Source organism: Streptomyces sp. NPDC020845, assembly GCF_044334165.1.
Classification (GTDB): domain Bacteria; phylum Actinomycetota; class Actinomycetes; order Streptomycetales; family Streptomycetaceae; genus Streptomyces.
Map to the genome: position 1 here is coordinate 175,455 of NZ_JBIRSJ010000009.1, position 26,925 is coordinate 202,379.

Consider the following 26,925-nt stretch of genomic DNA (forward strand, 5'->3'; position numbering starts at 1 on the left):
GATGACGGGCTGCGCGGCGGCGGAACTCGATGGGTGCGGCACGTAATGAACGCTAACGCGGGCCGGGTGAGCCCCGCATCGGGCCCCGGGACCAGGCCGGTCCTAGGTCGCGGGCCGTATTCGCGGTACGCCGGGGGCGGCAGTGCGCGGCCTTCGGATGAGTGGCTGAACGGCGTTTCGGGATTTGCATTCACAAAAATCAGGAGCGCTCCCACGCCTGTCTCCAAGGCTTGAATACAGTCTGTGACATCAGTCACACCAGATAGTAATTGTTGACCCTGTGTACCGAGTGAGCAGCTCGCTGTGATTCAGTGGCCATGGCAATCGGACGACAAGTCGGACGAGTAGAAGGACGACAAGAAGCCAGGAGTTGCTGTCGAGGTCTCGGGGGAGTAGCGAGCGATGGAGACCGAGTCGGAGCCGTACATCCGCCTTGCGACCCTGCGGCTGTTGCACCAGGTGATCGCCGATCTGAACACCGCCCGCAGCTTCGCCGACACCGTGCAGACCGTCGCCGACGGGGTGATCGCCGGGCTCGGCTACGAATTCTCGGCCGTCAATCTCGTCCGCCCGGACGGCGATCTGGTCGTCGCGGCCGTCGGGGGCGACCCCGGGGCCGAGGCCCTGATGGCGGGACGGGTCGGCTCGCGTGACGCCTGGGACCGCCGGCTGTCCATGGGTGACCGCTGGGGCGCTCTGCACTTCGTCCCGTACAGCGAGGGGTGGGTGCTCGATGACGACGACGTGCCGCAGTGGCACACCCCGGGGCCCGCGCCCGGCTTTCCCGACGGATGGCATCCCATGGACCGCCTGTTCGCCCCGATGTACTCGGCAGGCGGCTCGGGCGGCGAGCTGATCGGCGTCATATCTGTCGACCGGCCGAGGAACGGCCGCCGCCCCGGCGCATGGGGGCGCGAGGCCCTGCAGATGTACGCCTTTCATGCCGCGACCGCGATCGGCAACGCCCGTCTGCGCGCCAATATGCAGCGCGCGCTGCTGCGCCTGGAGCGCGAACAGCAGGCCCTGCGTGCCAGCGAGGAGAGCTTCCGGCAGGCCTTCGAGTACGCGCCGAGCGGCATGGCCATCGCCGAGATGGGCGGCGATCAGCGCGGGCGGCTGCTGCGCGCCAATGACGCGCTGTGCCGGCTGCTGGGCCGCCCGGCCTCCGCCCTGCGCCGCTCCTCCTTCTCCGACCTCGTGCACCGCGAGGACATCGGCACCCTGCTGCGCACCTCCGCCGAGGGCGGCCGCTCCGAGCTGCGGCTGGCCCGTCGGGACGGCAGCTATGTCTGGGTGAGCCTGCGCAACTCCGTGGTCGCCGACGCGGCCGACGGCCCGCGCTTTCTCCTCACCCACGTCGAGGACATCGAGGAGCGCAAACAGAACGAGCTGCAACTGGCCCACCGTGCCAGCCATGACTCGCTGACCGGCCTGCCCAACAGCGCCGAGCTGCGTGCCCGCCTCGGCAGCAGGCTGTGCGACAACCCGCGGCGCTCGGGGGAGTCCGGGCGCGGGGAGCCCGGGTTCGGGGCCGATGCCGCCGGGGCGGGCGGGCTCTTCCGGGGCTACGACGAGTTCGAGGGGCCGGGCGTCTTCGATGAGCCGGGGGTCTTCGGCGGGCCGGGCGCGTTCGACCGGCCGGGCGGCTCCATCCCGTACGAGCCCCATGTGCACGCCATCGCGCCGCGGGAGGACCACGACATCGACGACGGCCACAAGGGGCTGGCCGTTCTCTTCTGCGATCTGGACGGCTTCAAGTCCATCAACGACCGGTTCGGCCACCACGCGGGCGACGCCGTCCTCATCGAGGTCGCCCGCCGGCTGGCCGCCGGGGTGCGGGAGGGGGACACCGTTGCCCGGCTCGGCGGCGACGAGTTCGTGGTCCTCGCGGACGGCCTCGGCCGGGCCGACGCCAAGGACCTGGCCGTCCGGCTGCGCAACGCGATCACCCCGCCGATCCGGGTCGACGGCCGGGCCGTCCGGGTCGGGGGCAGCTTCGGTATCGGCTGGGCCAGTTGTGGGATGACGGCCGAGGAAGTGCTGCAATCGGCTGACCAGCGGATGTATATCGAGAAGCGGTCGCGCGCCAAGGACCGCCGCCGCGCCGGATAAGACCGTCCGGCAGTGGGGAGCGCGGGTGAAGGAGGGGGCACCCGCCAGGGCCTGGGGGGAGGGTCGAGGGGCAAGCATGGGCGTGCCCCGTGAGGAGAGCGCAGGGGGCACCTCCCGTGCGAAGCTACGGGGGAGGCTCCTCCAGCTACCGCTGGGAGGTGCCCCCTGCGTGCGACGAGCGGGGTGCGGCTGGGGGCACCTCCCGTGCGGAGCTACGGGGAGCCGCCCATCGGCACGCGACGCCGCGGGCCCTACTGCTGGACGGTCTAAGCGTTCGCGGAATGGCGCCGCCCTCGGCACGGTAGGCTGCTCCGAATGCGGTACTGCCGCCGAGGGTGAATCGATCATGAATATTGGCCATCCGGACAGTGCATGCCCTGTTGCGGCCTTCCCGGCCCTGATATGAGCTGTCATGGCGCCTCCGCACCTGAGCGCCGTTGGCCATATGCACAGGGGAGTGACGAGAGGGATGACGGCCGGCAACAACGGCTCGGACACGCCGGAGAATGACGACCCGTTCGCCTATCTGTACCGCTCGGACGGTGGACAGGACGGCCAGGCGGGACAGTCGGGCTCCGCCCCCGCGGCCGGTGGCTATGGATACCCGGGCCCGGCCGGCCCGCGCCAGCCAGGGGTCCCCCGCACCTCGTACAACCACGTCCGCGCGGTCGGCGAGCGCAGCTACGGGCAGCAGCAATACCCGCAGCAGACCCAGCCGATCCCGAACCAGCAGACGTACGGCGGCCAGGGGCAGCAGCAGGGCTACGGGCAGCAGAACGCCCACTACGCCGCCCCCGAGAACCTGCCCGGTGGGGGCGGCTCCCGCCGGGCGGCCCCCTCGCGCGGCACCGGCGGTCGTGGCCCCAACAGCAAGGGGCTGCTCATCGGCGCGATCGCCGTCGTCGCCGTGGTCGTGGTCGGCATCGGTATCGCGATGATCACGAACGGCGGCGACGACAAGGACGACAAGGCCGACCCCACCAACTCGCCCACGGTGTCCACGAGTGCCGAGCCCAGCAAGACCTCCGGGGCCTCCAAGGACCCGTCCGAGCTGCCCAGCGAGGACGCGTGGGGCCTGCGCCTGGAGGGCAGCGCGGCCCCCGCGACGGACATCCCCGGAGCCAAGGCCGAGGGCGGTAAGTACGTCGGCGGGCTGAACGCCGTCGGCGCGTCCGTGACCTGGAACGTGGACGTCGCCAAGGCGGGCAAGTACCGGGTGTACGCGAGGTACAGCGTGCCTGGCACGAACCAGTCGCTCTCGCTCACCGTCAACGGGGAGCGGTCGACCCGGCCGATCAACATGAAGAGCTTCGTGCCGGGGGTGGAGCAGGGCGACTGGGAGAAGAGCTGGACGGAGACCTGGTCCTTCGTCAACCTGAACGAGGGCGCCAACACCGTCAAGGTGTCCTGTGAGGCCGGTGACAAGTGCGACGTCATCCTCGACCAGCTGTGGCTCACCGGTAAGAACGGCTGACGGCGCCGCCGTACAACGCGGGGCCCGGTGGCCGCTCAGGCCGCCGGGCCTTCGGTGACCTCGACCCGGCCCAGCAGCTCCTCGTAGGTGGCGCGGTCGAACTCGCCCGCCACCGGGGCCCGTACGGCCGCCGCCGACAGGGCCACCGCACGCGCCAGCCGATCCGGCCACGGGACGCCCTCGACCAGGCCCGACAGCAGCCCGGCCACCGCGGAGTCGCCCGCCCCCGTCGGATTGCCCACCAGGCGGCGCGGCGGGGCGGCCCGCCAGGTGCCCTCGGGGGTGACCGCGAGCATGCCGTCCGCGCCGAGCGAGGCGGCCACGGCGCGCGCCCCGCGCCGCCGGGCGTCGCGCGCGGCGCGCAGCGGCTCGGTGGAGCCGGTGAGCCCGGCGAGTTCATCGGCGTTGGGCTTGACGATGTCGGGGCGGGCGGCGATGCCGCGGCGCAGCGGTTCGCCGCTGGTGTCCAGCAGCGTGGGCACGCCCGCCGCGCTCGCCTCCCGGATGAGCCGCGCGTACGTCCCCACGGGGACGCCGGGCGGCAGACTGCCGCACAGCGCGACCGCGGACGCCTCGCGCAGCAGCTCGGCGTACGAGCCAAGGAACGCGGACCACTCGGGCGTGGTAACGACCGGGCCGGGCTCGTTGAGCTGGGTGGAGTCGCCCGAGCCGGCGTCGACGACGCCGACGGTGCGCCGGGTCGTACCGGCGATCGGCACCAGGGCGTCCATCACCCCGCCGCCGAGTTCGGCGAGCCGTTCCCGCAGGACCGTTCCGGTCACGCCCCCGGCGAAGCCCGTGACGACGGTGCGGTGGCCGAGGGCGGCCAGCACCCGGGCGACGTTGAGGCCCTTGCCGCCGGGCCGTTCGGTGACCTCGGTGACGCGGTGGGTGGTGTGGGCGCGCAGGCGCGGCACCTGGTAGGTGATGTCCAGGGCGGTGTTGAGCGTGACCGTCAGGATCACCCTGGCATCCCCTTCGTCCATCCCCGGCCCGTCCCCCGGCCCGGTCCTCGGCACCGCCCCACAGGTGCGCGCCGAGTGTGCCACCGGATGTGCGCCTGTGAATGCCGTGTGTGTGCGGCTGTGAAGGATCATGCCAAAACGGCGGCGGCGGGCCCAGACCCCCACCGGGGCCGGCCCGCCCGACCGAGGTGTCGAATCAGCCCACTTCGGGATCGATCACCCACTCGCCCCGGCGCATCACGCCCACCAGCCCGAAGTCCTCGCCCAGCACGACCAGATCGGCGTCCTTGCCGGCCTCCAGCGAGCCCACCCGGTCGTCGAGGCCCAGAACCCTCGCGGGGGTGGCGGACAGCGCCTGTACGGCCTCGGGCACGCTCAGCCCGTCCAGCGTCACGGCCCGGGCGAAGGCGCGGTCGAGGGTCAGGGTCGAGCCCGCGATCGAACCGGCCGTCGGGCCGCTGCTGATCCGCGCGACCCCGTCGGTGACCTCGACCTCCATCGGGCCCAGCGGATAGACCCCGTCGCTCATACCGGCCGCGCCCATCGCGTCCGTGATGAAGGCGACCCGGTCGGCCCCCGCGCGGCGGAAGGCGAGGCGCAGCGCGGCGGGGTGCAGATGGGTGCCGTCGTTGATCAGCTCGATGGTGACCCGCTCGTCCTCCAGGAGGGCGGCCACCGGCCCCGGCTCGCGGTGCAGCAGCGGCGGCATCGCGTTGAACAGGTGCGTCGCCACCGTCGCGCCCGCCTCGACGGCCTCGAGCGCCGCCTCGTACGCCGCGTCGGTGTGGCCGACGGCCGCGATGACGCCGCTGTCGGCCAGCAGCCGTACGGAGTCCAGGCCGCCGGGCAGTTCGGGCGCGAGCGTCATCATCTTCGCGGTGCCGCGCGCGGCGTCGACGAGCTTGCGCACATCCGCGGGGTCCGGGTGGCGCAGCAGCGACGGCTGGTGGGCGCCGCAGCGGTGCGGGGAGATGAAGGGGCCCTCGAAGTGGACGCCGGCCAGCTCGCCCTGTTCGACCAGTTCGGAGAGGGCCGCGGCCTGCCGCGCGAGGTCGTCGAGGTCGCCGGTGACGGTGGAGGCGAGCAGGGTGGTGGTGCCGCGGCGGCGGTGCGTATGGGCGACGGTGAGGGCTTCCTCGGGGGTGCCGGCCGAGAAGGACGCGCCTCCGCCGCCGTGCACATGCATATCGACGAAGCCGGGGACGATCCAGTGGCCGGTCAGGTCGAGCGCGGGGCCGCTGTTGTCCCCCTGGGCGCCGCCGGTCGCCGTTCCGCCCGCGCCCGCCTCGACGATGTGCCGGCCCTCGACCGTCACCCGCCCGTCCTCGACCACGCCGGTCGGCAGCACCACCCGGGCGCCCGCGAGAACCGTTCGAGCCGTTGGAGCCGTTCGTCCGACCATCAGGCGCTTACCTCCGTGGAGAGTAGATCCCAGGCGAGCAGGCCCGCGCCCAGGCATCCGGCGGTGTCCCCGAGGGCCGCCGGGACGATAGAGGGCAGCTTCTGGAACGTGATCCGCTCCTCGACCGCCGTGCGCAGCGGAGCGAACAGGGTCTCCCCGGCCTCGGCCAGACCCCCGCCGACGATCAGCACCTCGGGGTCCAGCAGGGTGACCCCGGTGACCAGGCCGTCGGCGAGCGCGCCCACGGCCTCCTGCCACACCGCCACCGCCCGCGGATCGCCGGACTCGACGGCCCTGGCGCAGTCCGCGGCGTCGTTCTTCATGGCGTCGCCGCCGCTCGCCCGCGCCCAGGCGCGGCCCACCGCGGAGGCGGAGGCAAGCGTCTCCAGGCAGCCGAACTGCCCGCAGCCGCATGCCGGGCCGCCCGGCCGTACGACGATGTGGCCGATCTCGCCCGAGGAGCCGTTGGCCCCGGGGTCGACGCGTCCGTGGATGCCGATGGCCCCCGCGATGCCGGTGCCCACCGATACGAACAGGAAGCGGCCGGCCCCTTCGCCGGCTCCTATCCGTCCCTCGGCCAGTCCGCCCATGCGTACGTCGTGGGCCAGCGCGACCGGCGTTCCGGCGAGCCGTTCGGCCAGCAGGGCGCGCAGCGGCACATCGCGCCAGCCGAGGTTGGCGGCGAAGACGGCGATGCCGCGGTCCTCGTCGAGGACCCCGGGCACGCCGACCCCGGCCGCGGCGGCGGGGGTGCCGTAGCGCTGCTCGCCGATGGCGCGCAGCTCGGCGGCGAAGTCGAGGATCGTGGCGACGACGGCTTCCGGTCCGCGCTCGCGGCCGGTGGGCCGCCTGTCCTCATGGAGGAGCGCGCCGTCCGCCCCCACGAGGGCGGCCTTCATGCCGGTGCCGCCCACATCGAGGGCGATGACGTGTTTCACGGGGACAGTCTGGCGCGATTGACCGTGAGAGGTCTAGTCCACTCGCCGTCAGGATGGTCGACTAAGCGGCCCCGGGGAAGTGGGGGTGGGTTCCCGCGTCGGCGTGGGGGCCTGCCTCTACTTCCTCGGGGTCGCCTAGGCTCCGGTTATTCGCGTAAAGGTGAAGTTCGATACCGAAGCGATATCCGTATGGTGTAGACCCTGTGGAGGTATGCGGGGCAGACTCGCTCGACCCTTCTGGGACCAGCCAGGAGGACAGTCAATCCACGAGGGTGGGGAAGAGCAGTGCAGCGTCGGCGGTTCTTGGGTCTGACGGCGGCGGGGGCCGCGACGGCGGCGATAGCGCCCGCGCTGACGGCGTGTGGAAACGAAAGCCCGGGCTCGGGCGAGGTCACCCTGAAGGTGGTGGCGGCGGACTACGGCGACAGCTCGGCCAACAGCTCCCAGAAGTACTGGGACAAGCTGGCCAGAGCGTTCGAGGTCGAGCACGAGAACATCAAGGTCGACGTCACGATCCTCAGCTGGACCGAGATCGACAAGAAGGTCGCCGACATGGTCAAGCGCGGTGAGGCCCCGGACATCGCGCAGATCGGCGCGTACGCCGACTTCGCCGCCGCGGGCAAGCTCTACCGCGCCGACCAGATGCTCTCCATCCCCACCCAGGCCGGGTTCATCGAGTCGATCGCGCGGGCGGGCGAGGTCAAGCGGGTGCAGTACGGACTGCCCTTCGTCTCCAGCGCCCGGCTGTTCTTCTACAACCAGAAGCTGTTCGACGAGGCCGGCGTCACCTCGGTCCCGGAGACCTGGGCCGAGCTCAAGGCCGCCGCCGTCAAGCTCAAGGCGATCGGCGTGAAGATCCCCTACGGGCTGCCGCTCGGCCCCGAGGAGTCGCAGGGCGAGGCCCTGATGTGGATGCTCGGCGGCGGTGGCGGCTACGCCGACGCCAACGGCAGCTACACCATCGACTCGACCGAGAACATCAAGACCATGGAGTGGTTGCGCGACGAGCTGGTCGGCGAGGGCCTGACCGGCCCCGACGCCCCGGGCCGCACCAACCGCCAGGACGTCTTCGACGCGTTCACGCGCGGCGAGGTCGGCATGCTCAACGGCCACCCGACCCTGATGCAGCAGGCGGACGGCCACGGCATCAAGTACGGCACCGCGCCGCTGCCCGGCCGCGACGGGAAGTCCAGAGCCACCATGGGCGTCGCCGACTGGGTCATGGCCTTCAAGCAGAACGGCAACCGCCGGCAGGCCGGGCTGTTCCTGGACTTCCTCTACAGCGAGCAGAACGTGCTCGACTTCACCAGCCGGTACGACCTGCTGCCGGTGACCACCAAGGCATCCGGCGCGATGCGCGGGGACCGCAAGTACAAGCGGCTGTGGAAGTTCCTCGACGAGCTGGGGACGGCGCAGTTCTACCCGGTGGACAAGACGTCCTGGGCGACGGTCCAGTCGGACCTGAAGAAGAAGCTCGGTTCGGTCGTCTCCAAGGGCGGCGACCCGGCGGGCGTGCTCAGCGAGATCCAGCGCCAGGCCGACGCGCTGGAGAGCTCGGCGGGCTAGCGATGCAAGGCGAGCACGGTCGGCAAGGCCCGTCCCGGGACGGGCATGCGGAGGAACACGCGGCCGGTCCCGGTAACGCTGCCGCAGCGCCAGACGAGGCAGTCGCGCCAGACGAGGCAGTCGCGCCAGACGAGGCGGCCGGGCTGTCCGAGCGGGACCGGGCCGTGCTCGCCGTGGAGCGGCGCGGCTGGCCGGGGCCCGGCGCCAAGGAGCGCGCGATACGCGAACAGCTCGGTATCTCGCCGACCCGCTACTACCAGCTCCTCAACGCACTCCTGGACGACCCCCGCGCCCTCGCCCACGACCCGGTGACCGTCAACCGGCTGCGCCGCGTGCGCGCGGCGCGGCGCGAACGCCGCTGACGCGGGCCGCCGCTGACCTCGCCGCCGCTGACCCCGACCGCTCCCGCCGCGCCACCGCCTCGCGCGCCGGTTCGGCCTGACGCGCAGCGCCTGGCTGTCCCGCCGGAGCTGTCAGGACCGGCGCCGGATGTCGGCGTCGGGCACCGGCCGCCGGCCCGGAACCGGCCACTGACGCGGACCGCCCCACTTCCCCACCCCCACGGCGATAGGGTCGGCCGCATGGGCAGCCACCTTCCCGCACCCACGACAGCGGCCGGCCGTGACGGCCTCGCGGCGATCCTCGAGCGGCCCGGAGAGGCCATCGCCGCCTTCGACTTCGACGGCACCCTCGCCGATATCGTCCCCGACCCCGACCAGGCGCGCGCCCACCCCGGCGCCGCGCCCGCGCTCTCCCGGCTCGCCCCGGGGCTGCGCTCCGTCGCGGTGATCACCGGCCGTCCGGCCGCCCTCGCCGTGGCGTACGGCGGCTTCGCCGAGACCGACGGCCTCGACCACCTGGTGGTCCTCGGCCACTACGGCGCCGAGCGCTGGGACGCCGCCGACCGTGAGATCACCGCCCCGCCCCCGCACCCGGGCGTCGCGGCGGCCCAGGCCGAACTCCCGGACGTACTCGCCGCGGTCGGTGGCGGGGGCGGCGCCACCGTGGGCGCCACCGTGGAGGAGAAGGGGCGCGCCGTCGCCGTCCACACCCGCCGCGCCGCCGATCCGCAGGGCGCCTTCGAGGCGCTGCGCGAACCGCTGCGCCACCTCGCCGAGCGGCACGGGCTGATCGTCGAGCCCGGCCGCCTGGTGCTCGAACTGCGCCCGCCGGGCATGGACAAGGGCGTCGCCCTCACCGAGTACGTACGGGAGACCGGGGCCACGGCGGTGCTGTACGCGGGCGACGACCTGGGTGACCTGGCCGCGTTCGCGGCAGTGGAACGGCTCAGGTCGCAGGGGGTGCCCGGGGTGCTGGTGTGCAGCGGCAGCACCGAGGTCACCGAGCTGGCCCAGCGCGCCGACCTGGTGGTCGACGGCCCCGCGGGGGTCGTGGACCTGCTGACTTCCCTGGCCCAGGCGATCGGGCACTGAGGAGCCCCGCGTGAGCCGCGGGCGGCAGACCTTTCCGGGCCGCGGGCGGCAGACCTCACCGAACCCCAGGTGTCAGGTCTCCGTCAGCTCCCGCAGCTGCGCGAGGAACCACTGCGCGGGCGGCAGCGCCGTCGCCGCGGTCACCAGCCGCTTCGTACGCTCCGCCCGCTCGCCGTCCCCCATCGACAGCGCCTCGTGCAGCGCCCGCGCCGTCGCCTCGATGTCGTACGGGTTGACCACCAGCGCGGCCTCGCCCAGCTCCGCGTACGCCCCGGCCTCCCGCGACAGCACCAGCGCGCAGCCGCGCTCGGAGACCACCGGCACCTCCTTGGCGACCAGGTTCATCCCGTCCCGGATCGGGTTGACCAGGGCCACGTCCGCCAGCCGGTAGGCGGCCAGCGACCGCGCGAAGTCGTCCTTCACATGGAGGGCGACCGGCTGCCAGCCTTCCGTGCCGTACTCGGCGTTGATCCCGTCGGCGACCCGCCGCACCTGCTCGGTGTAGTCGCGGTAGACGGCCAGGTCCTGGCGGGAGGGGTAGGCGAAGGCGATGTGCACCACGCGCTCCCGCCACTCGGGGCGGGTCTCCAGCAGCCGCCGGTAGGCCAGCAGCCCGCGGACGATGTTCTTGGACAGCTCGGTGCGGTCCACCCGGACCACGGTTTTGCGCCCGGGGCCGATCTGCGCGCGCAGGGCCGTCAGCCGCTCGTCGACGTCCGCGGCCCGGGACCGCTGGAGCAGGAAGTCCGCGTCCGCGCCGAGGCCGTGCACGCCCAGCCGGGTCTCGCGCCCGTCGAGGCGCACGGACAGCCGCGCGCCGTCCCGCACCACCTCCGCGCCGAGCACGGCCGCGGCGCAGTCGGCGAAGGCCAGGGCCCAGCGCTCGGTGAGGAACGCGGCGCGGTCACCGCCGAGGATGCCGCGCAGCACGCCCGCCGCCACATCGTCCGGCAGCAGCCGGTAGTAGTCCGGGGGCGCCCAAGGGGTGTGCGAGAAGTGGCCGATCCGCAGGTCCGGCCGCCGTTCGCGGAGCAGTCCTGGCACCAGCGCCAGGTGGTAGTCCTGGATCAGCACGGCCGCGCCGTCGGCGGCCTCCTGGGCGAGGGCGTCCGCGAAGGCCGCGTTGTACGCCTCGTAGGCGTCCCATTGGGCGCGGAACTCCGCGCCGAAGACCGGTTCGAGCGGCGTCTGGTAGAGCAGGTGGTGGACGAACCACAGCACCGAGTTCGCGATGCCGTTGTACGCGGCGTCGAAGACCTCCGGCGCGATGTCGAGCATCCGCACCAGCTGCCCGCCGGTGTCGCCCGCATCCAGATGCCCGGCCCCGGCCCTCCTGGCCGCCTCGCGGTCGCCGTCGCCCAGCGCCGCGCAGACCCATACGGCCCCGGCGTCCGGCCCTATGGCACTGAGACCGGAGACCAGCCCGCCGCCGCCGCGCTTGGCGTCGAGTGAACCGTCCTCCCGCAGGGTGTAGGAGACCGGGCCGCGGTTGGACGCGACGAGGACCTGTGCAGCACTGTGCTCAGAGGCCATGTCGCGTACCTAGCCACCTCATGCGTCGCGCAAACGTGCGTGCGGTTTCTTGCCCCTGTCGGCGGCCCCCGGCAGGGCCGAGGGCCGGGGCGTCACGCCGCCCGCCGCTCCACATACTCCGGGATCTCGATCATCGGCGGCCGCTCCACCGTGTCCACATCGCTGGTCCGCGCCACAAAACCGGCCTCGCCCCGGTCGAACTGGGTCAGCCGCGGTCGCACCAGATGCCCGCGGGCCAGCCGCAGCTGGGCCGTGCGGTAGATCGTGGCCGCCATCCGGCCGAGCGCCTGCGGGTCCTGGTGGCGGTGGATGCGCACCCCGAGGTCGACCTGGGCGAGCGCGTCGAGCCCGACCGTGTGCAGCGAGTCGACGAGAATGGCGAGTTCCACCCCGTATCCGACGGGGAACGGCAGCCGCTCCAGCAGCGAGCGGCGCGCCGCGTACTCACCGCCGAGCGGCTGTACGAAACCGGCCAGTTGCGGCCAGTGCAGATTGAGCAGCGGCCGGGCGACCAGCTCGGTGACCCGTCCGCCCTGGCCTACGGCGCCACCGAGCGGCCGGTCGTACATCCCCTTGACCAGCTGTACGTCCGGGTCGGTCAGCAGCGGGCCGACGATCCCTGAGACGAAGCGGGCGTCGAATTCGCGCAGGTCGGCGTCTATGAAGCAGATGATGTCGCCGCTGGTCGCCAGCAGCGAGCGCCACAGCACCTCGCCCTTGCCGGGCAGCGCCGGCAGCTCGGGCAGCAGGGAGTCCCGGTGCACAACCCTCGCCCCGGCCGCCGCGGCGACCTCGGCGGTGCGGTCGGTGGACCCGGAGTCCACCACCACCAGCTCGTCGACCAGGGGCGCGGCCTCGCCCATCAGCTCGCGGCGGATGGCCGCGGCGATGTCGCCGACCGTCGCCTCCTCGTTGAGGGCGGGCAGGACGACGCTCACGGTCCGGCCCGTGGCGCGCTTGGCGGCGAGCAGGCGCCTCAGCGGACGGTCGTCGGCGGACCAGGACCGCTCCTTCAGCCAGCGCTCGACATCTTCCAGCACGGCCATGCCTCCCTGTTGTGGGTCGCGCGCGTCAGCTGTGATCCATCTCGCGCTTCGGACGACTATCTCAACCATCCGGGCCTTCGGTTACAGTCTTGAACAGCGCACGTGACCGCTGTATGTCGGGGGTCCCGTGCGATAAACACGCCGGTTCGGCCGGCGTCATACCGCTCATCCAGAGGGGCAGAGGGAACGGCCCGTTGAAGCCCCGGCAACCCTCCAGCCAGTCCTGATTCGTCATGCGAAGCGGGGCCCGGCTAGGGAAGGTGCCAATTCCGGCTCGCGGCGAGATGCGCCGTGAGGAAGATGAGGAGAAAGGGCCTCGCCTCCATGGCTGTGCAAGCTGTCGAAAGCTCTACCGGTTCCACTGGTTCTGCCGGTTCCGCTGGTTCCTCCGTCTCGCTCGGCCCCGCCGTCGCCCTGTCCTGTCGCGAGTGCGGGGAGCGTTTCCCCCTCGGCCCCATTTTCGCCTGTGCGGAGTGTTTCGGACCGCTCGAAGTCGCGTACGACCTGCCGACCGGCGACCCCGAGGGGCTGCGCAAGCGGATCGAGGCCGGGCCGAACAACATCTGGCGCTACGCCCCGCTGCTGCCCGTCCCGGCGGACGTGGCCGACAAGCCGAACATCAACCCCGGCTTCACCAAGCTGGTGAAGGCCGACAACCTGGCCCGCGAGCTGGGGGTGACCGGCGAGCTGCACATCAAGGACGACTCCGGGAACCCGACGCACTCCTTCAAGGACCGCGTGGTCGCCCAGGCCGTCGAGGCCGCCCGCGCCTTCGGCTTCACCACCCTCTCCTGCTCCTCCACCGGCAACCTCGCGGGCGCGGTCGGCGCCGCGGCCGCCCGCGCGGGCCTGCGCTCCTGCACCTTCATCCCGCACGACCTGGAGCAGGGCAAGGTCGTCATGGCCGCCATCTACGGCGGCGACCTGGTCGCCATCGAGGGCACGTACGACGACGTCAACCGCTTCTGCAGCGAGCTGATCGGCGACCCGGCGGGCGAGGGCTGGGGCTTTGTCAACGTCAACCTCCGCCCGTACTACGCGGAGGGGTCCAAGACCCTCGCGTACGAGATCTGCGAACAGCTCGGCTGGCGGCTGCCGGACCAGCTGGTCATCCCGATCGCGTCCGGCTCGCAGCTCACAAAGATCGACAAGGGGCTGAAGGAGCTCATCGCGCTCGGCCTCGTCGAGGACAAGCCGTACAAGATCTTCGGCGCCCAGGCCGAGGGCTGCTCCCCGGTCTCCACCGCCTTCAAGGCCGGCCATGACGTGGTGCGGCCGCAGAAGCCGAACACCATCGCCAAGTCGCTGGCCATCGGCAACCCGGCGGACGGGCCGTATGTGCTGGACATCGCGCGCCGCACGGGCGGGGCGGTGGAGGACGTGAACGACGAGCAGGTCGTCGACGCGATCAAGCTGCTGGCCCGTACGGAGGGGATCTTCGCGGAGACCGCGGGCGGGGTGACCCTGGGCGTGGCGAAGAAGCTGCTCGAGAACGGGGTGCTGGACCCCACCCTCACCACCGTCGTGCTCAACACCGGAGACGGCCTCAAGACGCTTGACGCGGTCGCTCCGACGACTGGGCCCACGGCGGTGATCCGCCCGAGTCTCGACGCGTTCCGCGAGGCTGGTCTGGGCTGAATTGGCTCGGCTCATACCAGCTGGCTTGAATTCGCCCCTCGAATTCGCCCTCGCTTCCCGCAGCACTTCCCACAGAAGGTGAAACCCGCATGAGCGTCAATGTCCGGATCCCCACCATCCTCCGCACCTACACCGGCGGGCAGGCCGAGGTCAGTGCCGAGGGGGCGACCCTTGCCGAGGTCCTGACGGACCTGGACCGCAACCACCAGGGCATCGCGGCCCGCGTTCTGGACGACACCGGCAAGCTGCGCCGTTTCGTGAATGTCTACGTCAATGACGACGATGTGCGCTTCGCGGAGGGCCTGGAGACGGCGACCCCGGACGGCGCCGGTGTCTCGATCATTCCGGCGGTCGCGGGCGGCTGCTGAGCCGGTTCTGACCCCGCCCTGACCGCGGCTTAAACGGAATCCATAACCCCGGGTTAAACGGAATCGCCCCGTCCTGATAGAAACGGACGGGGCGATTCCGTGTCTTGAATCGCGATACAGTTGAGGGGATCCCCTAGCGTCGGCGCCTCGTCGGCCGCATATGAGAACTCGTCAACTTGTGCGTGAAGTGTGCGCGTGAATTGCCGGGTTAATCCCTTATGTCCGACCCGGCTTGCCCCGAATTCACGTGAATTTGCCACTTATTACCGTTCGACCGTCGCCAGAATTCTCGTCCGATTGACCTGTTGCACAGGGCAGTTGGACAGATACATTCAGCGGCGGTCGACGCGTTCCGGCGCACACCCCCCTCGACTCGGGGGGTGAGGTCTGACCCGGGTCCGCGGAGTGCGGTCCTGCGCAAGGGCCAGCAATAGGGGAGTTAGGAATGGCTCAGGGCACCGTCAAGTGGTTCAACGCGGAGAAGGGGTACGGCTTCATCGCGGTCGACGGTGGTGCGGACGTGTTCGTCCACTACAGCGCGATCCAGATGGACGGCTACCGCACCCTCGAGGAAGGCCAGCGGGTCGAGTTCGAGATCTCGCAGGGTCAGAAGGGGCCGCAGGCGGACATGGTCCGCGTGGCTGTTGGCTGAAGCGCGCCGACGCGAGGCAGCTGACTGGACTGTTCAAAGGGCCCGTACCCCCAGGGGTAGCGGGCCCTTTGACGTGACCGCAGACGATCACCGTCGTCGGCTTGTCCCACGCCCATGACCAGCGAGTCCTTCGCCGTAGCCCTTTGGGCGCTTGCACTCTAAGGGGTCGAGTGCTAATCATTGGCGTTAGCACTCTGAGAGTGAGAGTGACAGAAGGATCGGGTCGGTGAGGTCCGTCGGACCGTGCGGGGCAAGGAACCGCAAGGCAGACAGACCGTCCGTCGCGGGCGCCAGGCGCGGTCCGGAGCAATCCACCCCGTCTTGGGAGGACCACTTCACATGGCCAAGATCATCGCGTTCGACGAGGAGGCGCGGCGCGGCCTCGAGCGCGGGATGAACCAGCTCGCCGACGCCGTCAAGGTCACCCTCGGCCCCAAGGGTCGCAACGTCGTCCTCGAGAAGAAGTGGGGCGCCCCCACGATCACCAACGATGGTGTGTCCATCGCCAAGGAGATCGAGCTCGAGGACCCGTACGAGAAGATCGGCGCCGAGCTGGTCAAGGAGGTCGCGAAGAAGACGGACGACGTCGCCGGTGACGGCACGACGACCGCGACCGTCCTCGCCCAGGCGCTGGTCAAGGAGGGCCTGCGGAACGTTGCCGCGGGCGCCAACCCGATGGCCCTCAAGCGCGGCATCGAGAAGGCCGTCGAGGCCGTCTCCGCCCAGCTGCTCGAGCAGGCCAAGGACGTGGAGACCAAGGAGCAGATCGCCTCCACCGCCTCCATCTCCGCCGCCGACACCCAGATCGGCGAGCTCATCGCCGAGGCGATGGACAAGGTCGGCAAGGAAGGCGTCATCACCGTCGAGGAGTCGCAGACCTTCGGGCTCGAGCTCGAGCTCACCGAGGGCATGCGCTTCGACAAGGGCTACATCTCCCCGTACTTCGCCACCGACATGGAGCGTATGGAGGCGTCGCTCGACGACCCGTACATCCTGATCGTCAACTCGAAGATCAGCAGCGTGAAGGACCTCCTCCCGCTGCTGGAGAAGGTCATGCAGTCGGGCAAGCCGCTGCTGATCATCGCCGAGGACATCGAGGGCGAGGCCCTGGCGACCCTGGTCGTCAACAAGATCCGTGGCACCTTCAAGTCCGTCGCCGTCAAGGCCCCGGGCTTCGGTGACCGCCGCAAGGCCATGCTCGGCGACATCGCCATCCTCACCGGTGGCACCGTCATCTCCGAGGAGGTCGGCCTCAAGCTGGAGAACGCGGGCGTCGACCTGCTCGGCCGTGCCCGCAAGGTGACCGTCACCAAGGACGAGACCACCATCGTGGACGGCGCCGGCGACACCGACCAGGTGCAGGGCCGCGTCAACCAGATCCGCGCCGAGATCGAGTCCTCGGACTCGGACTACGACCGCGAGAAGCTCCAGGAGCGCCTGGCGAAGCTGGCCGGCGGCGTGGCCGTCATCAAGGCCGGTGCCGCCACCGAGGTCGAGCTCAAGGAGCGCAAGCACCGCATCGAGGACGCGGTGCGCAACGCCAAGGCCGCCGTCGAGGAGGGCATCGTCGCCGGTGGTGGCGTGGCCCTGCTCCAGACCGTCTCGGTCTTCGACAAGCTGGAGCTGGACGGCGACGAGGCCACCGGCGCCCAGGCCGTGCGTCTGGCGCTCGAGGCCCCGCTCAAGCAGATCGCGGTCAACGCCGGCCTCGAGGGCGGCGTCGTGGTGGAGAAGGTGCGCAACCTGACCCCGGGCCACGGCCTGAACGCCGCGACCGGCGAGTACGTCGACCTGATCGCCGAGGGCATCATCGACCCGGCCAAGGTCACGCGCTCCGCGCTGCAGAACGCCGCGTCGATCGCCGCGCTGTTCCTGACCACCGAGGCCGTCATCGCCGACAAGCCGGAGAAGGCCGCCGCGGCGGGCGCTCCGGGCGGTATGCCGGGCGGTGACATGGACTTCTGATCGACGACTTCACGTCGATCGGCTGTCCGCCCGGAACATCGGGTACGTCGGGGCGGCACCCTCTCCCAGGGTGCCGCCCCGACGGCGTTGCTGTATGCGGTTCTTACGCCTGCGCGGCCTCCAGGGCCGCGCGCAGATGGCCGTCCGACTCGCTCAGCAGCCGGGTGGCGGTGGGGGCGTCGACCCCGCCGAGGATGGCCAGGATGGCGTGCTTCGTCTCCCCGTCGCTGGCGGCCAGCGCGGCCTCGATCTGCGGGTCGGGGGCGCCGGTGGCCAGGGAGACGATACGGCGCGAACGCGCGCGAAGCTTCTCGTTCGAGGCGCGCACATCGACCATCAGATTTCCGTAGGTCTTGCCCAGCCGGATCATGGTGATGGTCGAGACCATGTTGAGCACGAGCTTCTGGGCCGTGCCCGCCTTCAGCCGGGTGGAGCCGGTCAGCAGCTCCGGCCCGACCACGACCTCGATACCGTGCTCGGCCGCCGCCGCGAGCGCCGAGCCCGCGTTGCACGACAGCCCGACGCTGAGCGCCCCGAGCCGGCGTGCGTGCTCGACCGCGCCGACCGCGTACGGGGTGCGGCCGGAGGCGGAGACGCCGACGACGGTGTCGTCGGCGCCGACACCCAGCGCGTCGAGGTCGGCGGCGGCCAGCTCCTTGCTGTCCTCGGCGCCCTCGATGGAGGTCACCATGGCGGCGGGCCCGCCCGCGATCAGCCCGACGACCCGGTCCGGGTCCGTATTGAAGGTGGGCGGGCACTCGCTGGCGTCGAGTACGCCGAGCCGCCCGGCGGTGCCCGCGCCCGCGTAGATCAGCCGGCCGCCGCGGGCCATGCGCTCGGCGATGGCGTCGATCGCGGCGGCGATCCGCGGGAGCTGGGTGGCGACGGCCGCGGGCACGGCCGCGTCCTCGCCGTTCATGATGCGGGCGATCTCGATGGTCTCCAGCCGGTCGATCTCGGCGAGCTCGGGGCGGAACGCCTCGGTGGTGAGCGTGTCCAGCTGGGCGCGCAGCTGTTCCTGTTCAGCGGCGGAAGTCATGACGAAGCGGCTCTTTCCGGTACGGGGTGGTGACGGGGCCCGCCGGAATGGGGCCCCGCCGATACGGGGGGTGTCCCGACTCGGTCGACGCTCGGTCAGCGGGGGCCGGGCCGGGGGTCATGCCGGTGGGCGAGCGCTTCGTACGAGGCCGCCAGCGCGGGCGCGGCCGCCTCGTACGTACGCTGCGCCACACCTATGAAGAGGCAGTCCACGACGAGAAGTTGACTGGTGCGGCTGGACATCGCGGCCGGGCGCAGCTCGCTCTCGCGGGCGGTGGACGTGGTGAGCACGAAATCCGCGTACTGCGCGACCTCACCGTCGGGGCGGCCGGTGATCGCGACGGTGGTGGCTCCGTGCTCGAAGGCGACGCGCAGGGGCTCGATGACGTCGGTGGTACGGCCCGAATGGGTGATCGCGAGCGCGACGTCGCCGGAGTGCAGCTGCACGGCGTTGGTGACCGCGAGGTGCGGGTCGGCGTGGGCATGCGCTATCAGGCCAATGCGCAGCAGCTTCTGGACCAGGTCCTGGCCGACCAGGCTGGAGGCGCCGACGCCGTAGACATCGATCCGGCGGGCGGTGGAGAGCGCGGCGACGGCCGCTTCGAGCTGGCTGGTGTCCAGCCCGGCGGCGGTGTCGGCCAGGCACTGCTGCTCTTCCTGGGCGAGCTTGGTGACGACGTCGGCGATGGGGTCGTCCACGGCGATGTCCGCCGTGACGGCCGGGGCGCGGCCGGCCGCCTGCTGCGCGGCGAGCGCGGCGAGCGCGAGGCGCAGATCGCGGTAGCCGGGATAGCCGAGCAGACGCGAGGTGCGGACGACGGTGGCCTCGCTGGTGCCGGTGCGCTCGGCGAGCCCGGTGACGGTGAGCGCGGCGCAACCGGCCGGATCCCCCGCCACGGCCTCGGCGACGCGCTGCATCGAGCGGGTCATGGAGGGCACGAGGGTGCGGACCTTGGCCGCGAGGGCGGCGGGGGCGGGTGGAGTGGCTTCGGGCACGGTGAAAGTTTCCTTCAGCTTGCTACTCACCGGTGAAAGGTATTTTCAGCGCCCGGGGGCCGTCAAGGGGCCCGCCCTGCCGTCGTGCGCGCTGACCGACGGGCGCCAGTTGTGCTCAAAGGTGACAATGGGTCTCATGAAGCTCGAACAGGCACTGCATGCGGCACGGGCACTGGTGCTCGCCGACCTCGCGGCGGGAGAAGTGGCCCAGGCGGACATCGTCTCGCTCGTCGAGGACTCCATCGCGCACCGCAGGTGGTGGGTCGAGCAGTGGCCGGAGGGCGCCGCGTACTTGGCCGGGCTGGTCGCCCAGGACGTACAGGACGCCCTGCTCGAACGGTACGGCCGCTGGCCGCTGTGCCCGGTGTGCACGGAGGGCGGCGACCTCCACGCGCTGGACGTGGAGCCGGAGCTGGGGCCGGATCCGCACTGGGTGTGCGGCAAGACGGCGGTGGCGGTGGCGCGGGTGGGGGCGCTCGGGACCGTGTGACGGGTGCGGCGCGGGGGTGATTCGCGCGGACTTCAGCTCAGTCGCCGCCGCTGTCCAGCGCTGCTGGGCAACCGAGGCCGCCCTCGTATGACGGCGGTCCGCGCCGTCCGCGCCGTCCGCTCGCGGTCCCGGTCATGGTCCGACCGGGCCGCTCACCCCGTCTTCCGAAGGCCGTCGTGCCGGTCGACACCGTCGCGCCCGTCTTTGCTCCCAGGCTCCTGTTCCCGCGCCTCCGAACCGACGATCACGCGCGAAGTGCCCGGCGCCTGATGCGGCAGCCGCGCGGCGAGCGCCGTCGTCCCGACGGCGGCCGCCGCGAGCGCCGCGCCCGTCCAGGCCACGGCCGGGTAGCCCCAGCCCAGGTCGATGACGAGCCCGCCGAGCCAAGGGCCCAGCGTGTTGCCGATGTTGAAGGCGGAGGTCGTGGTCGCGCCCGCGAGGGTCGGGGCGGCGTTCGCGACATTGAACATCCGGGCGTTGAGCGCGGGCCCGGTGAAGAAGGCCGTCACACCGAGCAGCAACGCCAGGCTCACGGCCGCGACCGCGTGGTGCGCGGTCAGCGCCAAGGCGGTCAGCACGACCGTCGAGGCCGTGATGCCGCCGTAGAGCGTGCCGAAGAGATGGGCGTCCGCGATCCGCCCGCCGATCGCCGTCCCCACGAGCGCCCCGACGCCGAACAGCGCCAGCACGCTCGGCACCCAGTCCTCGTCCATCCCGGCCACATCCGTCAGCAGCGGCGCGAGATACGAGAACAGGCAGAAGACCGCGCCGCCGCTGAGTGCGGTGGTGATCAGCGCCAGCCACACCTGCCGGTCACGGTAGATGGACAGCTCGGCACGGAGCCTCGGCCGGTCCGCTCCGGTTTGCGCCTCCGTACGCGGTACGAGCCCGGCCACGCCCACCAGCCCGAGCGCCGACAGCGCCGCCACCGCCCAGAAGGCCGCCCGCCACCCGGCGTGCTGCCCGAGGAACGCCCCCGCGGGCACGCCCACGACATTCGCGACGCTCAACCCGCCGAGCATCACCGCCATCGCCCGCGCCCGCGCGCTCGAAGGCACCAGCGACACGGCCACCGCCGCCCCCACCGCCCAGAACCCGGCACACGCGAGCGCGCTGACCACCCGGGACGCGAACAGCACCCCGTACGAAGGCGCCACCGCCCCCGCGACCTGCCCGAGCCCGAACGCGGCCAGCAGCGCGATCAGCGTCGTCCGGCGCGGCAGCCGCAGCGTGGCGGCGGCCAGCAGGGGCGCGCCGACCACCATCCCGATCGCGAAGGCGGAGATCAGCAGCCCGGCGGTCGGGATGGAGACGTCCATATCGCGGGCGATGGGCTGCAGCAGCCCGGAGAGCATGAACTCCGAGGTCCCGAGGGCGAAGACGGACAGGCCGAGCACATAGACGGCGACGGGCATGCGGACGTGAGCGCGGTCAATGGGGGACATGCCAAGGGTCAACTCCCGCCTGGAGTTTGGTGTTCCACATCCGATTCCGCCCTCCCGCAGGCTCGTCGTGCTGCCGGGGGACGTCGTTTGACTTCTCGTATGCATCCGACGACCACTCTGGCAGCCCTGCGTGACTTCTGCGTAGAGCATGTCGGGGCCGACCTCTGGGACAGCTGCTACTACGGCCAGTGCGACTACGGCTACGTCGACGGCACGTACGGGACGATCCTGGACGACGGCACCTGCGGAGGGTGGAAGAACTTCCTGCGCTAGGGCAGCAGCCGTGCGAGGGGCCGGGGCCCGGAGGCGGGCCCCTCGCACGGCCGGCTGTCAGACCCCGAAGGGCGCCGCGTAACGGACGGTGCCGCTCGGCAGCGGGTGGGTCTCGTCCAGGGTGAGGGCCATCATGGCCTCGTCCGGGACGTCGAGGGTCACGCCGATGCCATGGGCGGAGGCGCGGCCGAAGCCGAACCGCGGGTAGTACTCCGGGTGTCCGAGGACGGTGACGTAGTACTCGCCCAGCTCCCTGGCCGCGCTGAGCGCGGCACGGATGGCCGCCGAACCGGCACCGGTCTTCTGGTGCTCGGGCAGCACGGAGACCGGGGCCAGGCACAGGGCCGGGGTATCGCCGATGTGGCAGCGCGTCAGCAGCGCGTGGCCGACGGGCGTTCCGTTCGCGTCGGCGCTGACGACGGACAGGCCCTCGATCCACGACACGTCGGCGCGCAGGGCGTCGACGAGGTCGGCCTCGTACGGGGTGTCGAAGGCGGCGAGGACGATACCGCGGACGGCCGGGATGTCGGCCTCGGTCTCGACACGGGCGGTCCACTGGTTGTGGGTACGCATGATGGGATGAAGATCCGTTTCATGGTGAGGTTCGTGTGGGACTGCCCCGCGAGCTCACGCTCCCAGCGAGGCGGGTGACTGGATCAGGCCGTCGCCCGGGACGTGAGGACGGTCCGGGCGCTGCGCGGCGCAGTGACCTTCAGCGCGGCCATCAACTCACCCTCCCTGTCGTCCTCAACCTGATCCAACACGAACTCCCGCACCGTACCACGATCTTGATCCGACATCCGGCAGCGGATTTATCGGTCACCCAAGGCCGCGCCGGATCGCCCCCGCCGTTCGAGCAGTACCGCGGCGGCCCGGGCGACGGGCGGGGCGGCCGACCACACCGCCGCGGTGACGACGGCGGCCCCGAGCGCCGCGCCGGCCAGCACGTCGTGCGGATAGTGCACGCCCGCCGCCACGCGTGCCACCGCCACCACCGCCGCCAGCGGCAACACGACGGCCGCCAGGCGCGGGCGCAGCACGACCAGGCCGACGGCGAGCGCGGCCGCGAGGGTGGCGTGGTTGCTCGGAAAGGACCAGTCACCCGCCCCCGGACAGTCGGCCACCGCCGCCACCCCGCGCACCGCCCGGCACGGCCGCTCCTCGTCCACCACCAGCTTCAGCGCCTCGCTGACCGCGTACGCGACGCCGGTCCCGACGCCGACCAGCACCACCACGGCGATCCCCCGGGCACTGCGGCGCCGCACGGCCGCCCACCCCACCCACGCCAGGAGCAACGCGGGCCATCTTCCGCTCGTCGCATCCAGGAGAAGAAGCCGAGGTGATCGAGGGCAAGGTCGCAGCGCGTCTGCGTCGGCGTGAGGTGTTCGAGCTGGACGCGCCGTCGTTCTTGTGGGTCATTCTGAATGAGGCCTGCCTGCGTACGGTCGTGGGCAGCTCTGATGTCATGGCCGGTCAGCTTGAGTACCTGCTGACAGCGGCCACGTCACCGCACGTCAAGCTTCAGGTCATGCCGTTCTCGGCAGGCGCCCCGGCCGCACACGCGAAGCCCTTCACTGTGTTGCGCTTCACGGACTCTCCCACGGTGCTTTACACCGAGACCAGGGTAGGAGGCCGGATGCACGACTCCGCTCGGACGGTCGCCTCCGCCCTGGATGATTACGATTTGCTCGCTGTGGCGAAGGAGTACCGCGCATGATGAGTGCCGCCTTGGATCTCACAGCCGCCGAATGGGTCAGATCCTCCTACAGCGACGCCAACGGCGGCGAGTGCGTGGAGTTCTCCCGCACCTTCACCCGGACCCACGACGCCGTCCTGGTCCGTGACTCCAAGAACCCCCACGGCCCGGCGCTGATCTTCTCAGCACAGGGCTGGTCGTCGTTCGTCTCCGACCTCATATGCGCAGAGTGCTCGGGCGCCTGACCTGCCGGGAAAGCTGGTACTCCACCAAGGGAGTTCGAAGCCTTCGGTGATCGAAGGACACACAATGTCGTCTGACCCGGGTCGCGAAACGATCGCATTACGCATTCAGCAGCGCCAGCTCCGTCGCGAGATTCCGGCGCGCCGCGTCCTCCCAGCGGTCGCGGGCCTGGGGCGTACGGAACAGCCTTGGCATGGCGAGCAGTTCGCGCAGCACACCTGCCCGGCCGTCGCGGAAGGCGTCGTCGGGGACGAAGCCGTACTCCTCGCGGACGGCGGCGGCGTACGCGGCGTAGTCGTCGGGGGTGCCTGCCAACACCGCCAGGTCGGCGTCGCACAGCACTTCGCCGTTGGTGTCGCCGGGGGCGGGGTCGTGGGTGCGGGTGAGGCGGACCAGGCGGGCGACTTCGGCGGTGCGGGGCTCCGGCACGCCTGCCTCGGGTAGGGCGCGTTCGGCCAGGCGGGCGCTGCGGTCCTCGTTGGTGGAGCGCTCGGGGAGGTAGACGGCGTCGTGGAACCAGGCGGCGAGGCGGACGGCGGCGGGGTCGGCGGCGTGGGTGATCAGCTCGTCGATCCGGTCCAGGATCGCGAGGAGGTGGTCGGTGGTGTGGTAGCGGCGTTGGGGTTCGGCCCAGCGCGCGAGGAGGTCCTCGCCGTACGGGGCGGGGGAGGGGGCGCGGACGGGCTCGCGGGCGCTGTTGAGGTGGGTCGCCCAGCGGGTGAGGAGGGTGTCATGGGCGGGGTGGCGGGGTGCGGGGTCGGCCATGGGCCAATTGTGCGGGGTGCGGGTTTCGGGGCGCGTGGGGTGTGGCAAGCTGTTCAGCATGTCTAGACCAATTCTCGAGGTGATCGCCCTCGACGCGGCGGACGCGGTCGCGGCGCAGGCCGGAGGGGCCGACCGGCTCGAACTGGTCACCGATATGGCCGCCGACGGGCTCAGCCCCTCCCGCGAGACCTTCGCCGAGATCCGCTCGGCCGTGGACCTCCCGCTGCGGGTGATGCTGCGCGCGTCCGACGGCTTCGCATGCGGTGGAGCCGCCGCGCTCGACGCGCTGTGCGCGCGGGCGGAGGCGCTGCGGGCCGAGGGGGCGGACGAGTTCGTCCTCGGCTTCCTGGGCCCCGACGGGCTGGCCGACCTGGCCGCGATCCGCGCGCTCACGGACGTCGTCGGGGCGGGTTCCGGGCTCGATGAGAGCCGGTGGACCTTCCACCGCGCCATCGACCGGGCCGCCGACCGCGATGTGCTCCGTCAGCAGCTCGCGGGCCTTCCGGGGCTGGACACGTATCTCACCGCCGGGTCGGCCGCCGGGGTCGACGAGGGGCTTCCGGTCCTGGCGGAGGAGGCGGCGCGTGGCGCGGGCGGGCCCCGGATCATGGTGGGCGGCGGGCTGCGCCTCGACCACCTGCCCGCGCTGCGCGCCGCGGGGATCGACGCCTTCCATATCGGCGGCGCGGCGCGGCCCTCGGGGTGGGCCGGGCCCGTGGGCACCGCCTCGGTGCATCAGTGGCGGGCCGCGCTGGACGAAGTGGTGCCGGTGGGGTGACTCCGGGGCCGCCCCCGCAGCCACCCCGGCGCGTTCAGTCGACTGCGGCGAGGTTGGTCGCGGAGGAGCCGATGGTGGTCCAGGTGGAGCCGTGGCCGCTCCAGCGGGAGACGGTCTTGTGGTCGCTGGAGACGCGGTACACCTTGTGGTCTGTGACGATCAGGTCGGCGCCGGCGGTGCCGATGGTGGTCCAGGAGAAGGGCTCATCGTTGTACTTGAGGATCTGTCCGGTGGACTCGCGGACGATGAACATCCCGGCGCCACCGGCGTAGATCTTGTCGGCGGCGCCGCCGACTCGGAACCACCCGTCACCGTGTTCGGTCCACTGGAAGACCGACGCGTGGTCGGGGGTGATCCCCCACAGGTGATTGCCGACCGCGAAATCCGCGCCTGGATTGCCGATGTCGCTCCAGTTGTCCGGGGCGCCGTTGTACTTCCAGATCCTTCCGGTGTCCGGGTTGGTGGAGAACAGTCCGGCCGGGCCAGCGTAGAGCTTTGCCGATTTGATCCCAATACGGGTCCATTTGTCCTTGTCCGGGTCCCAGCGCATGACCGCGTCGCGCAGGGGCCTGAGCCCGTAGAGCGTGTTGCCTTGCTGGATGAATTGGGCGCCGGGAGAGCCGATCGGTTTCCAGCTCTTGGACGCCGGACGGTACTGGGAGATCCATTTGTCGGACTCGTTGATCCGGAACAGGCCGGCTCCTCCCGCGACGATGCTGTCGGCATCGCTGCCGATGGAGCGCCAGGACTTGCCGGTTCCGCTCCACTGCAGCACCTTGCCGCCCTCGGAGACGGCGTAGACGCCGGCCGGGTCGGTGACGTCCGCGCCCTTCGCGGGCGCCGAGGACTCGGTGTCGGGACGGGCGTCCTCGTGCCGGGGTGAGGAGGTGGAGGGTTTGGGGGGCGGGCTGCTGCTCTGCGAGGCGGAAGGGCCGCCCGCGGCCGGCCCGGAGGAGGAGGGCGGCTGCTGCGGCGGCGAGGAGAGCGTGCGGGCCGGGCCCGCGTCGTGGCGTTCCGGGAGGGCGTAGAGGAGTACGCCCGCCGTGGCGGCCGCGACGGCGGCCCCGACCCCGGCGGCCAGGATCAGCTGGGTGTGGCGGCGGTGCGGCCGGGCGGCCGTGGGGCGGATCTCCGTGACAGGGGCGTCGGCGTTGCCGGCGACCCCGGTTGCTTCGGGAGTTGCGCTGGTCAGCGGAGTGTCCAGGCGTTCCAGGACAATGCCCTGGACGATGTCCGACCCGGTGAGGGCCGGGCGGATCTGCTGCCATAGGAGGGCGACTTCGGTTCGCTGTTCCTCGATCTCGTCGTGCACCAGAGCCGACTGGAGGATCACGCCCCCGCGGGCCGATATGGCCGGCAGACGGTCGCCATGGCGGTCCTCATGGCGTTCCTCAGTCTGGTCCTCAGCCCGGTTCTCATCGTGGTCTTCTGCGCTGTTCTCGTCCTCGGCCTCAGCACCCGTCGTGTGCGCCCGGCCTTCCCCTTCTCCTCGCTCCGGGGTGTCCGCCAGGACCCGCTCCGCGGCCTGCTGGACCTCCCGTACGACGCCCAGCCGATGGCGTGCCTCCGCCAGGTGCTGCCGTACCAACTCCGCGTCCGCTCCCGCCCCGACGGGCTCGTCCGGATCCGTGAGCGCGGTGATGATCTGCAGCAGCGCCTTGACCAGCTTCTCCGACTCGGCGCGGTCCGCCTCGGCCTGACGGCGCGCCGCGCCGGGGTCCTCCGCCGAGCGGATGGTCTGCTCGGCCGTGATCGCCGCCTCGTACAGGCGCCGAGCCTTGGCCAGCATCGTGGTCCGGCCGCGCTCGTCGCGGACGCGGTCCTTGATCACGGCGTTGAGCCGACCCAGCGGGATGATCTTGGTCCCGGACCGGTACTCGCCCCAGATGGTCTTGCTGGTGCGGTAGCGCTCGGCCAGCTCCCGTACGGTCATCCCGGCGGTGAGATCCCGTAAGAACCCCGCCAGGGCGTTCCCCTCTTCCGTGCTTCCCTTCGGCGGTCCCTGCGGCCGCCCGGCTCTGCCCACACGTCCCCCTTGTCCACCCGTGCCTCGTGGCGTGGTGTCACCACCCGATCACACCACTTCGGAGGTCCCGGTGACACCCGGAT

At 71.6% G+C, this 26,925-nt stretch carries 26 protein-coding genes and 1 riboswitch; of the genes, 14 read left to right on the forward strand and 12 right to left on the reverse strand.

The window, feature by feature from the left end; all coding sequences use genetic code 11:
• Positions 1-402 precede the first annotated feature (402 nt).
• Positions 403-2,112: a diguanylate cyclase CdgB gene (gene cdgB / locus ACH4U7_RS24405; RefSeq protein ID WP_398529964.1), complete on the forward strand. Its 1,710-nt coding sequence runs from the start codon at positions 403-405 to the stop codon at positions 2,110-2,112.
• A 469-nt stretch (positions 2,113-2,581) separates the two neighbouring features.
• Complete coding sequence (locus ACH4U7_RS24410) at positions 2,582-3,586, forward strand: CBM35 domain-containing protein (protein ID WP_398529965.1); 1,005 nt, start codon at positions 2,582-2,584, stop codon at positions 3,584-3,586.
• A gap of 35 nt (positions 3,587-3,621) precedes the next feature.
• Here ACH4U7_RS24410 and ACH4U7_RS24415 read toward each other — a convergent pair whose 3' ends face one another.
• From ACH4U7_RS24415 to ACH4U7_RS24425, 3 genes are all read right to left on the reverse strand, one after another.
• Positions 3,622-4,551 (reverse strand): 1-phosphofructokinase family hexose kinase, encoded by a 930-nt coding sequence (locus ACH4U7_RS24415; protein WP_398530231.1) that lies wholly within the window; start codon positions 4,549-4,551, stop codon positions 3,622-3,624.
• Between the two features lie 196 nt (positions 4,552-4,747).
• Positions 4,748-5,953: an N-acetylglucosamine-6-phosphate deacetylase gene (nagA, locus tag ACH4U7_RS24420; RefSeq protein WP_398529966.1), complete on the reverse strand. Its 1,206-nt coding sequence runs from the start codon at positions 5,951-5,953 to the stop codon at positions 4,748-4,750.
• On the reverse strand, positions 5,953-6,891 hold the full coding sequence (locus ACH4U7_RS24425) for an ROK family protein (RefSeq protein ID WP_398529967.1): 939 nt from the start codon (positions 6,889-6,891) through the stop codon (positions 5,953-5,955). The genes nagA and ACH4U7_RS24425 overlap by 1 nt, the downstream gene beginning before the upstream one ends.
• A 285-nt stretch (positions 6,892-7,176) precedes the next feature.
• Here ACH4U7_RS24425 and ACH4U7_RS24430 point away from each other — a divergent pair, with 285 nt between their 5' ends.
• The 3 genes from ACH4U7_RS24430 (at position 7,177) to otsB (ending at position 9,890) form a co-directional block, all read left to right on the forward strand.
• Positions 7,177-8,457, forward strand: a complete 1,281-nt coding sequence (locus ACH4U7_RS24430) for an extracellular solute-binding protein (protein ID WP_398529968.1) — start codon at positions 7,177-7,179, stop codon at positions 8,455-8,457.
• 143 nt (positions 8,458-8,600) lie between these two features.
• Positions 8,601-8,819, forward strand: coding sequence for a DUF3263 domain-containing protein (locus ACH4U7_RS24435; protein ID WP_043490648.1), 219 nt, complete (start codon positions 8,601-8,603; stop codon positions 8,817-8,819).
• Between the two features lie 219 nt (positions 8,820-9,038).
• Positions 9,039-9,890, forward strand: coding sequence for a trehalose-phosphatase (gene otsB / locus ACH4U7_RS24440; RefSeq protein WP_398529969.1), 852 nt, complete (start codon positions 9,039-9,041; stop codon positions 9,888-9,890).
• Positions 9,891-9,962: 72 nt separating this feature from the next.
• Here the strand turns inward: otsB and ACH4U7_RS24445 are convergent, their stop codons facing one another.
• Together ACH4U7_RS24445 and ACH4U7_RS24450 are read right to left on the reverse strand one after the other, a co-directional pair.
• Positions 9,963-11,423, reverse strand: a complete 1,461-nt coding sequence (locus ACH4U7_RS24445) for a trehalose-6-phosphate synthase (protein WP_398529970.1) — start codon at positions 11,421-11,423, stop codon at positions 9,963-9,965.
• A 92-nt stretch (positions 11,424-11,515) separates the two neighbouring features.
• Complete coding sequence (locus tag ACH4U7_RS24450) at positions 11,516-12,463, reverse strand: glucosyl-3-phosphoglycerate synthase (RefSeq protein WP_398530232.1); 948 nt, start codon at positions 12,461-12,463, stop codon at positions 11,516-11,518.
• 168 nt (positions 12,464-12,631) lie between these two features.
• Positions 12,632-12,776: riboswitch (SAM riboswitch) on the forward strand.
• Positions 12,777-12,793: 17 nt separating this feature from the next.
• Here ACH4U7_RS24450 and thrC point away from each other — a divergent pair.
• The 4 genes from thrC to groL all read left to right on the forward strand — a co-directional run bounded on the left by thrC (position 12,794) and on the right by groL (position 17,092).
• Positions 12,794-14,107: a threonine synthase gene (gene thrC, locus ACH4U7_RS24455; protein WP_398529971.1), complete on the forward strand. Its 1,314-nt coding sequence runs from the start codon at positions 12,794-12,796 to the stop codon at positions 14,105-14,107.
• Positions 14,108-14,196: 89 nt separating this feature from the next.
• A complete protein-coding gene (locus ACH4U7_RS24460) occupies positions 14,197-14,475 on the forward strand; it encodes a MoaD/ThiS family protein (protein WP_398529972.1) in 279 nt (92 codons plus the stop codon).
• Between the two features lie 445 nt (positions 14,476-14,920).
• Positions 14,921-15,127: a cold-shock protein gene (locus tag ACH4U7_RS24465; RefSeq protein ID WP_009716982.1), complete on the forward strand. Its 207-nt coding sequence runs from the start codon at positions 14,921-14,923 to the stop codon at positions 15,125-15,127.
• A 339-nt stretch (positions 15,128-15,466) separates the two neighbouring features.
• Positions 15,467-17,092: a chaperonin GroEL gene (gene groL, locus ACH4U7_RS24470; protein WP_358630045.1), complete on the forward strand. Its 1,626-nt coding sequence runs from the start codon at positions 15,467-15,469 to the stop codon at positions 17,090-17,092.
• A gap of 103 nt (positions 17,093-17,195) precedes the next feature.
• Here the strand turns inward: groL and murQ are convergent, their stop codons facing one another.
• Complete coding sequence (gene murQ, locus ACH4U7_RS24475) at positions 17,196-18,131, reverse strand: N-acetylmuramic acid 6-phosphate etherase (RefSeq protein ID WP_398529973.1); 936 nt, start codon at positions 18,129-18,131, stop codon at positions 17,196-17,198.
• A 95-nt stretch (positions 18,132-18,226) separates the two neighbouring features.
• The gene (locus ACH4U7_RS24480) at positions 18,227-19,156 is read right to left on the reverse strand and encodes a MurR/RpiR family transcriptional regulator (protein ID WP_398529974.1); all 930 of its coding nucleotides are present in this window, start codon (positions 19,154-19,156) and stop codon (positions 18,227-18,229) included.
• Between the two features lie 97 nt (positions 19,157-19,253).
• Here ACH4U7_RS24480 and ACH4U7_RS24485 point away from each other — a divergent pair, with 97 nt between their 5' ends.
• The gene (locus ACH4U7_RS24485; protein ID WP_398529975.1) at positions 19,254-19,616 is read left to right on the forward strand and encodes a hypothetical protein; all 363 of its coding nucleotides are present in this window, start codon (positions 19,254-19,256) and stop codon (positions 19,614-19,616) included.
• 152 nt (positions 19,617-19,768) lie between these two features.
• Here the strand turns inward: ACH4U7_RS24485 and ACH4U7_RS24490 are convergent, their stop codons facing one another.
• On the reverse strand, positions 19,769-21,031 hold the full coding sequence (locus ACH4U7_RS24490; protein ID WP_398530233.1) for a Cmx/CmrA family chloramphenicol efflux MFS transporter: 1,263 nt from the start codon (positions 21,029-21,031) through the stop codon (positions 19,769-19,771).
• A 129-nt stretch (positions 21,032-21,160) separates the two neighbouring features.
• Between ACH4U7_RS24490 and ACH4U7_RS24495 the strand changes: the two genes are divergently transcribed.
• Positions 21,161-21,334, forward strand: a complete 174-nt coding sequence (locus ACH4U7_RS24495; protein WP_398529976.1) for a hypothetical protein — start codon at positions 21,161-21,163, stop codon at positions 21,332-21,334.
• A 57-nt stretch (positions 21,335-21,391) separates the two neighbouring features.
• Here the strand turns inward: ACH4U7_RS24495 and ACH4U7_RS24500 are convergent, their stop codons facing one another.
• Entirely contained in the window at positions 21,392-21,907 is a 516-nt protein-coding gene (locus ACH4U7_RS24500) for a GNAT family N-acetyltransferase (protein WP_398529977.1), read from the reverse strand.
• Between the two features lie 239 nt (positions 21,908-22,146).
• The gene (locus tag ACH4U7_RS24505) at positions 22,147-22,599 is read right to left on the reverse strand and encodes a phosphatase PAP2 family protein (protein ID WP_398529978.1); all 453 of its coding nucleotides are present in this window, start codon (positions 22,597-22,599) and stop codon (positions 22,147-22,149) included.
• A 74-nt stretch (positions 22,600-22,673) separates the two neighbouring features.
• Between ACH4U7_RS24505 and ACH4U7_RS24510 the strand changes: the two genes are divergently transcribed.
• Together ACH4U7_RS24510 and ACH4U7_RS24515 are read left to right on the forward strand one after the other, a co-directional pair.
• Complete coding sequence (locus ACH4U7_RS24510; protein WP_398529979.1) at positions 22,674-23,051, forward strand: DUF5753 domain-containing protein; 378 nt, start codon at positions 22,674-22,676, stop codon at positions 23,049-23,051.
• Positions 23,048-23,275 (forward strand): DUF397 domain-containing protein, encoded by a 228-nt coding sequence (locus ACH4U7_RS24515; RefSeq protein WP_398529980.1) that lies wholly within the window; start codon positions 23,048-23,050, stop codon positions 23,273-23,275. The genes ACH4U7_RS24510 and ACH4U7_RS24515 overlap by 4 nt, the downstream gene beginning before the upstream one ends.
• A gap of 97 nt (positions 23,276-23,372) precedes the next feature.
• On the opposite strand, the gene ACH4U7_RS24520 is transcribed toward ACH4U7_RS24515, so the two are convergent.
• Complete coding sequence (locus tag ACH4U7_RS24520; RefSeq protein ID WP_398529981.1) at positions 23,373-24,038, reverse strand: hypothetical protein; 666 nt, start codon at positions 24,036-24,038, stop codon at positions 23,373-23,375.
• 58 nt (positions 24,039-24,096) lie between these two features.
• Between ACH4U7_RS24520 and ACH4U7_RS24525 the strand changes: the two genes are divergently transcribed.
• Positions 24,097-24,816 carry a copper homeostasis protein CutC gene (locus ACH4U7_RS24525; RefSeq protein WP_398529982.1) on the forward strand — a complete coding sequence of 240 codons (720 nt, stop codon included), beginning with the start codon at positions 24,097-24,099 and terminating at the stop codon, positions 24,814-24,816.
• A gap of 34 nt (positions 24,817-24,850) precedes the next feature.
• Here the strand turns inward: ACH4U7_RS24525 and ACH4U7_RS24530 are convergent, their stop codons facing one another.
• Positions 24,851-26,842 carry a hypothetical protein gene (locus ACH4U7_RS24530; RefSeq protein WP_398529983.1) on the reverse strand — a complete coding sequence of 664 codons (1,992 nt, stop codon included), beginning with the start codon at positions 26,840-26,842 and terminating at the stop codon, positions 24,851-24,853.
• Positions 26,843-26,925 lie beyond the last annotated feature (83 nt).

Coding starts and splice junctions, on each gene's coding strand:
- cdgB (WP_398529964.1), top strand. CDS start 403: ATGGAGACCGAGTCGGAGCCGTACATCCGCCTTGCGACCCTGCGGCTG.
- ACH4U7_RS24410 (WP_398529965.1), top strand. CDS start 2,582: ATGACGGCCGGCAACAACGGCTCGGACACGCCGGAGAATGACGACCCG.
- nagA (WP_398529966.1), bottom strand. CDS start 5,953: ATGGTCGGACGAACGGCTCCAACGGCTCGAACGGTTCTCGCGGGCGCC.
- otsB (WP_398529969.1), top strand. CDS start 9,039: ATGGGCAGCCACCTTCCCGCACCCACGACAGCGGCCGGCCGTGACGGC.
- ACH4U7_RS24445 (WP_398529970.1), bottom strand. CDS start 11,423: ATGGCCTCTGAGCACAGTGCTGCACAGGTCCTCGTCGCGTCCAACCGC.
- thrC (WP_398529971.1), top strand. CDS start 12,794: ATGGCTGTGCAAGCTGTCGAAAGCTCTACCGGTTCCACTGGTTCTGCC.
- ACH4U7_RS24460 (WP_398529972.1), top strand. CDS start 14,197: ATGAGCGTCAATGTCCGGATCCCCACCATCCTCCGCACCTACACCGGC.
- ACH4U7_RS24465 (WP_009716982.1), top strand. CDS start 14,921: ATGGCTCAGGGCACCGTCAAGTGGTTCAACGCGGAGAAGGGGTACGGC.
- groL (WP_358630045.1), top strand. CDS start 15,467: ATGGCCAAGATCATCGCGTTCGACGAGGAGGCGCGGCGCGGCCTCGAG.
- murQ (WP_398529973.1), bottom strand. CDS start 18,131: ATGACTTCCGCCGCTGAACAGGAACAGCTGCGCGCCCAGCTGGACACG.
- ACH4U7_RS24485 (WP_398529975.1), top strand. CDS start 19,254: ATGGGTCTCATGAAGCTCGAACAGGCACTGCATGCGGCACGGGCACTG.
- ACH4U7_RS24490 (WP_398530233.1), bottom strand. CDS start 21,031: ATGCCCGTCGCCGTCTATGTGCTCGGCCTGTCCGTCTTCGCCCTCGGG.
- ACH4U7_RS24495 (WP_398529976.1), top strand. CDS start 21,161: ATGCATCCGACGACCACTCTGGCAGCCCTGCGTGACTTCTGCGTAGAG.
- ACH4U7_RS24500 (WP_398529977.1), bottom strand. CDS start 21,907: ATGCGTACCCACAACCAGTGGACCGCCCGTGTCGAGACCGAGGCCGAC.
- ACH4U7_RS24515 (WP_398529980.1), top strand. CDS start 23,048: ATGATGAGTGCCGCCTTGGATCTCACAGCCGCCGAATGGGTCAGATCC.
- ACH4U7_RS24520 (WP_398529981.1), bottom strand. CDS start 24,038: ATGGCCGACCCCGCACCCCGCCACCCCGCCCATGACACCCTCCTCACC.
- ACH4U7_RS24525 (WP_398529982.1), top strand. CDS start 24,097: ATGTCTAGACCAATTCTCGAGGTGATCGCCCTCGACGCGGCGGACGCG.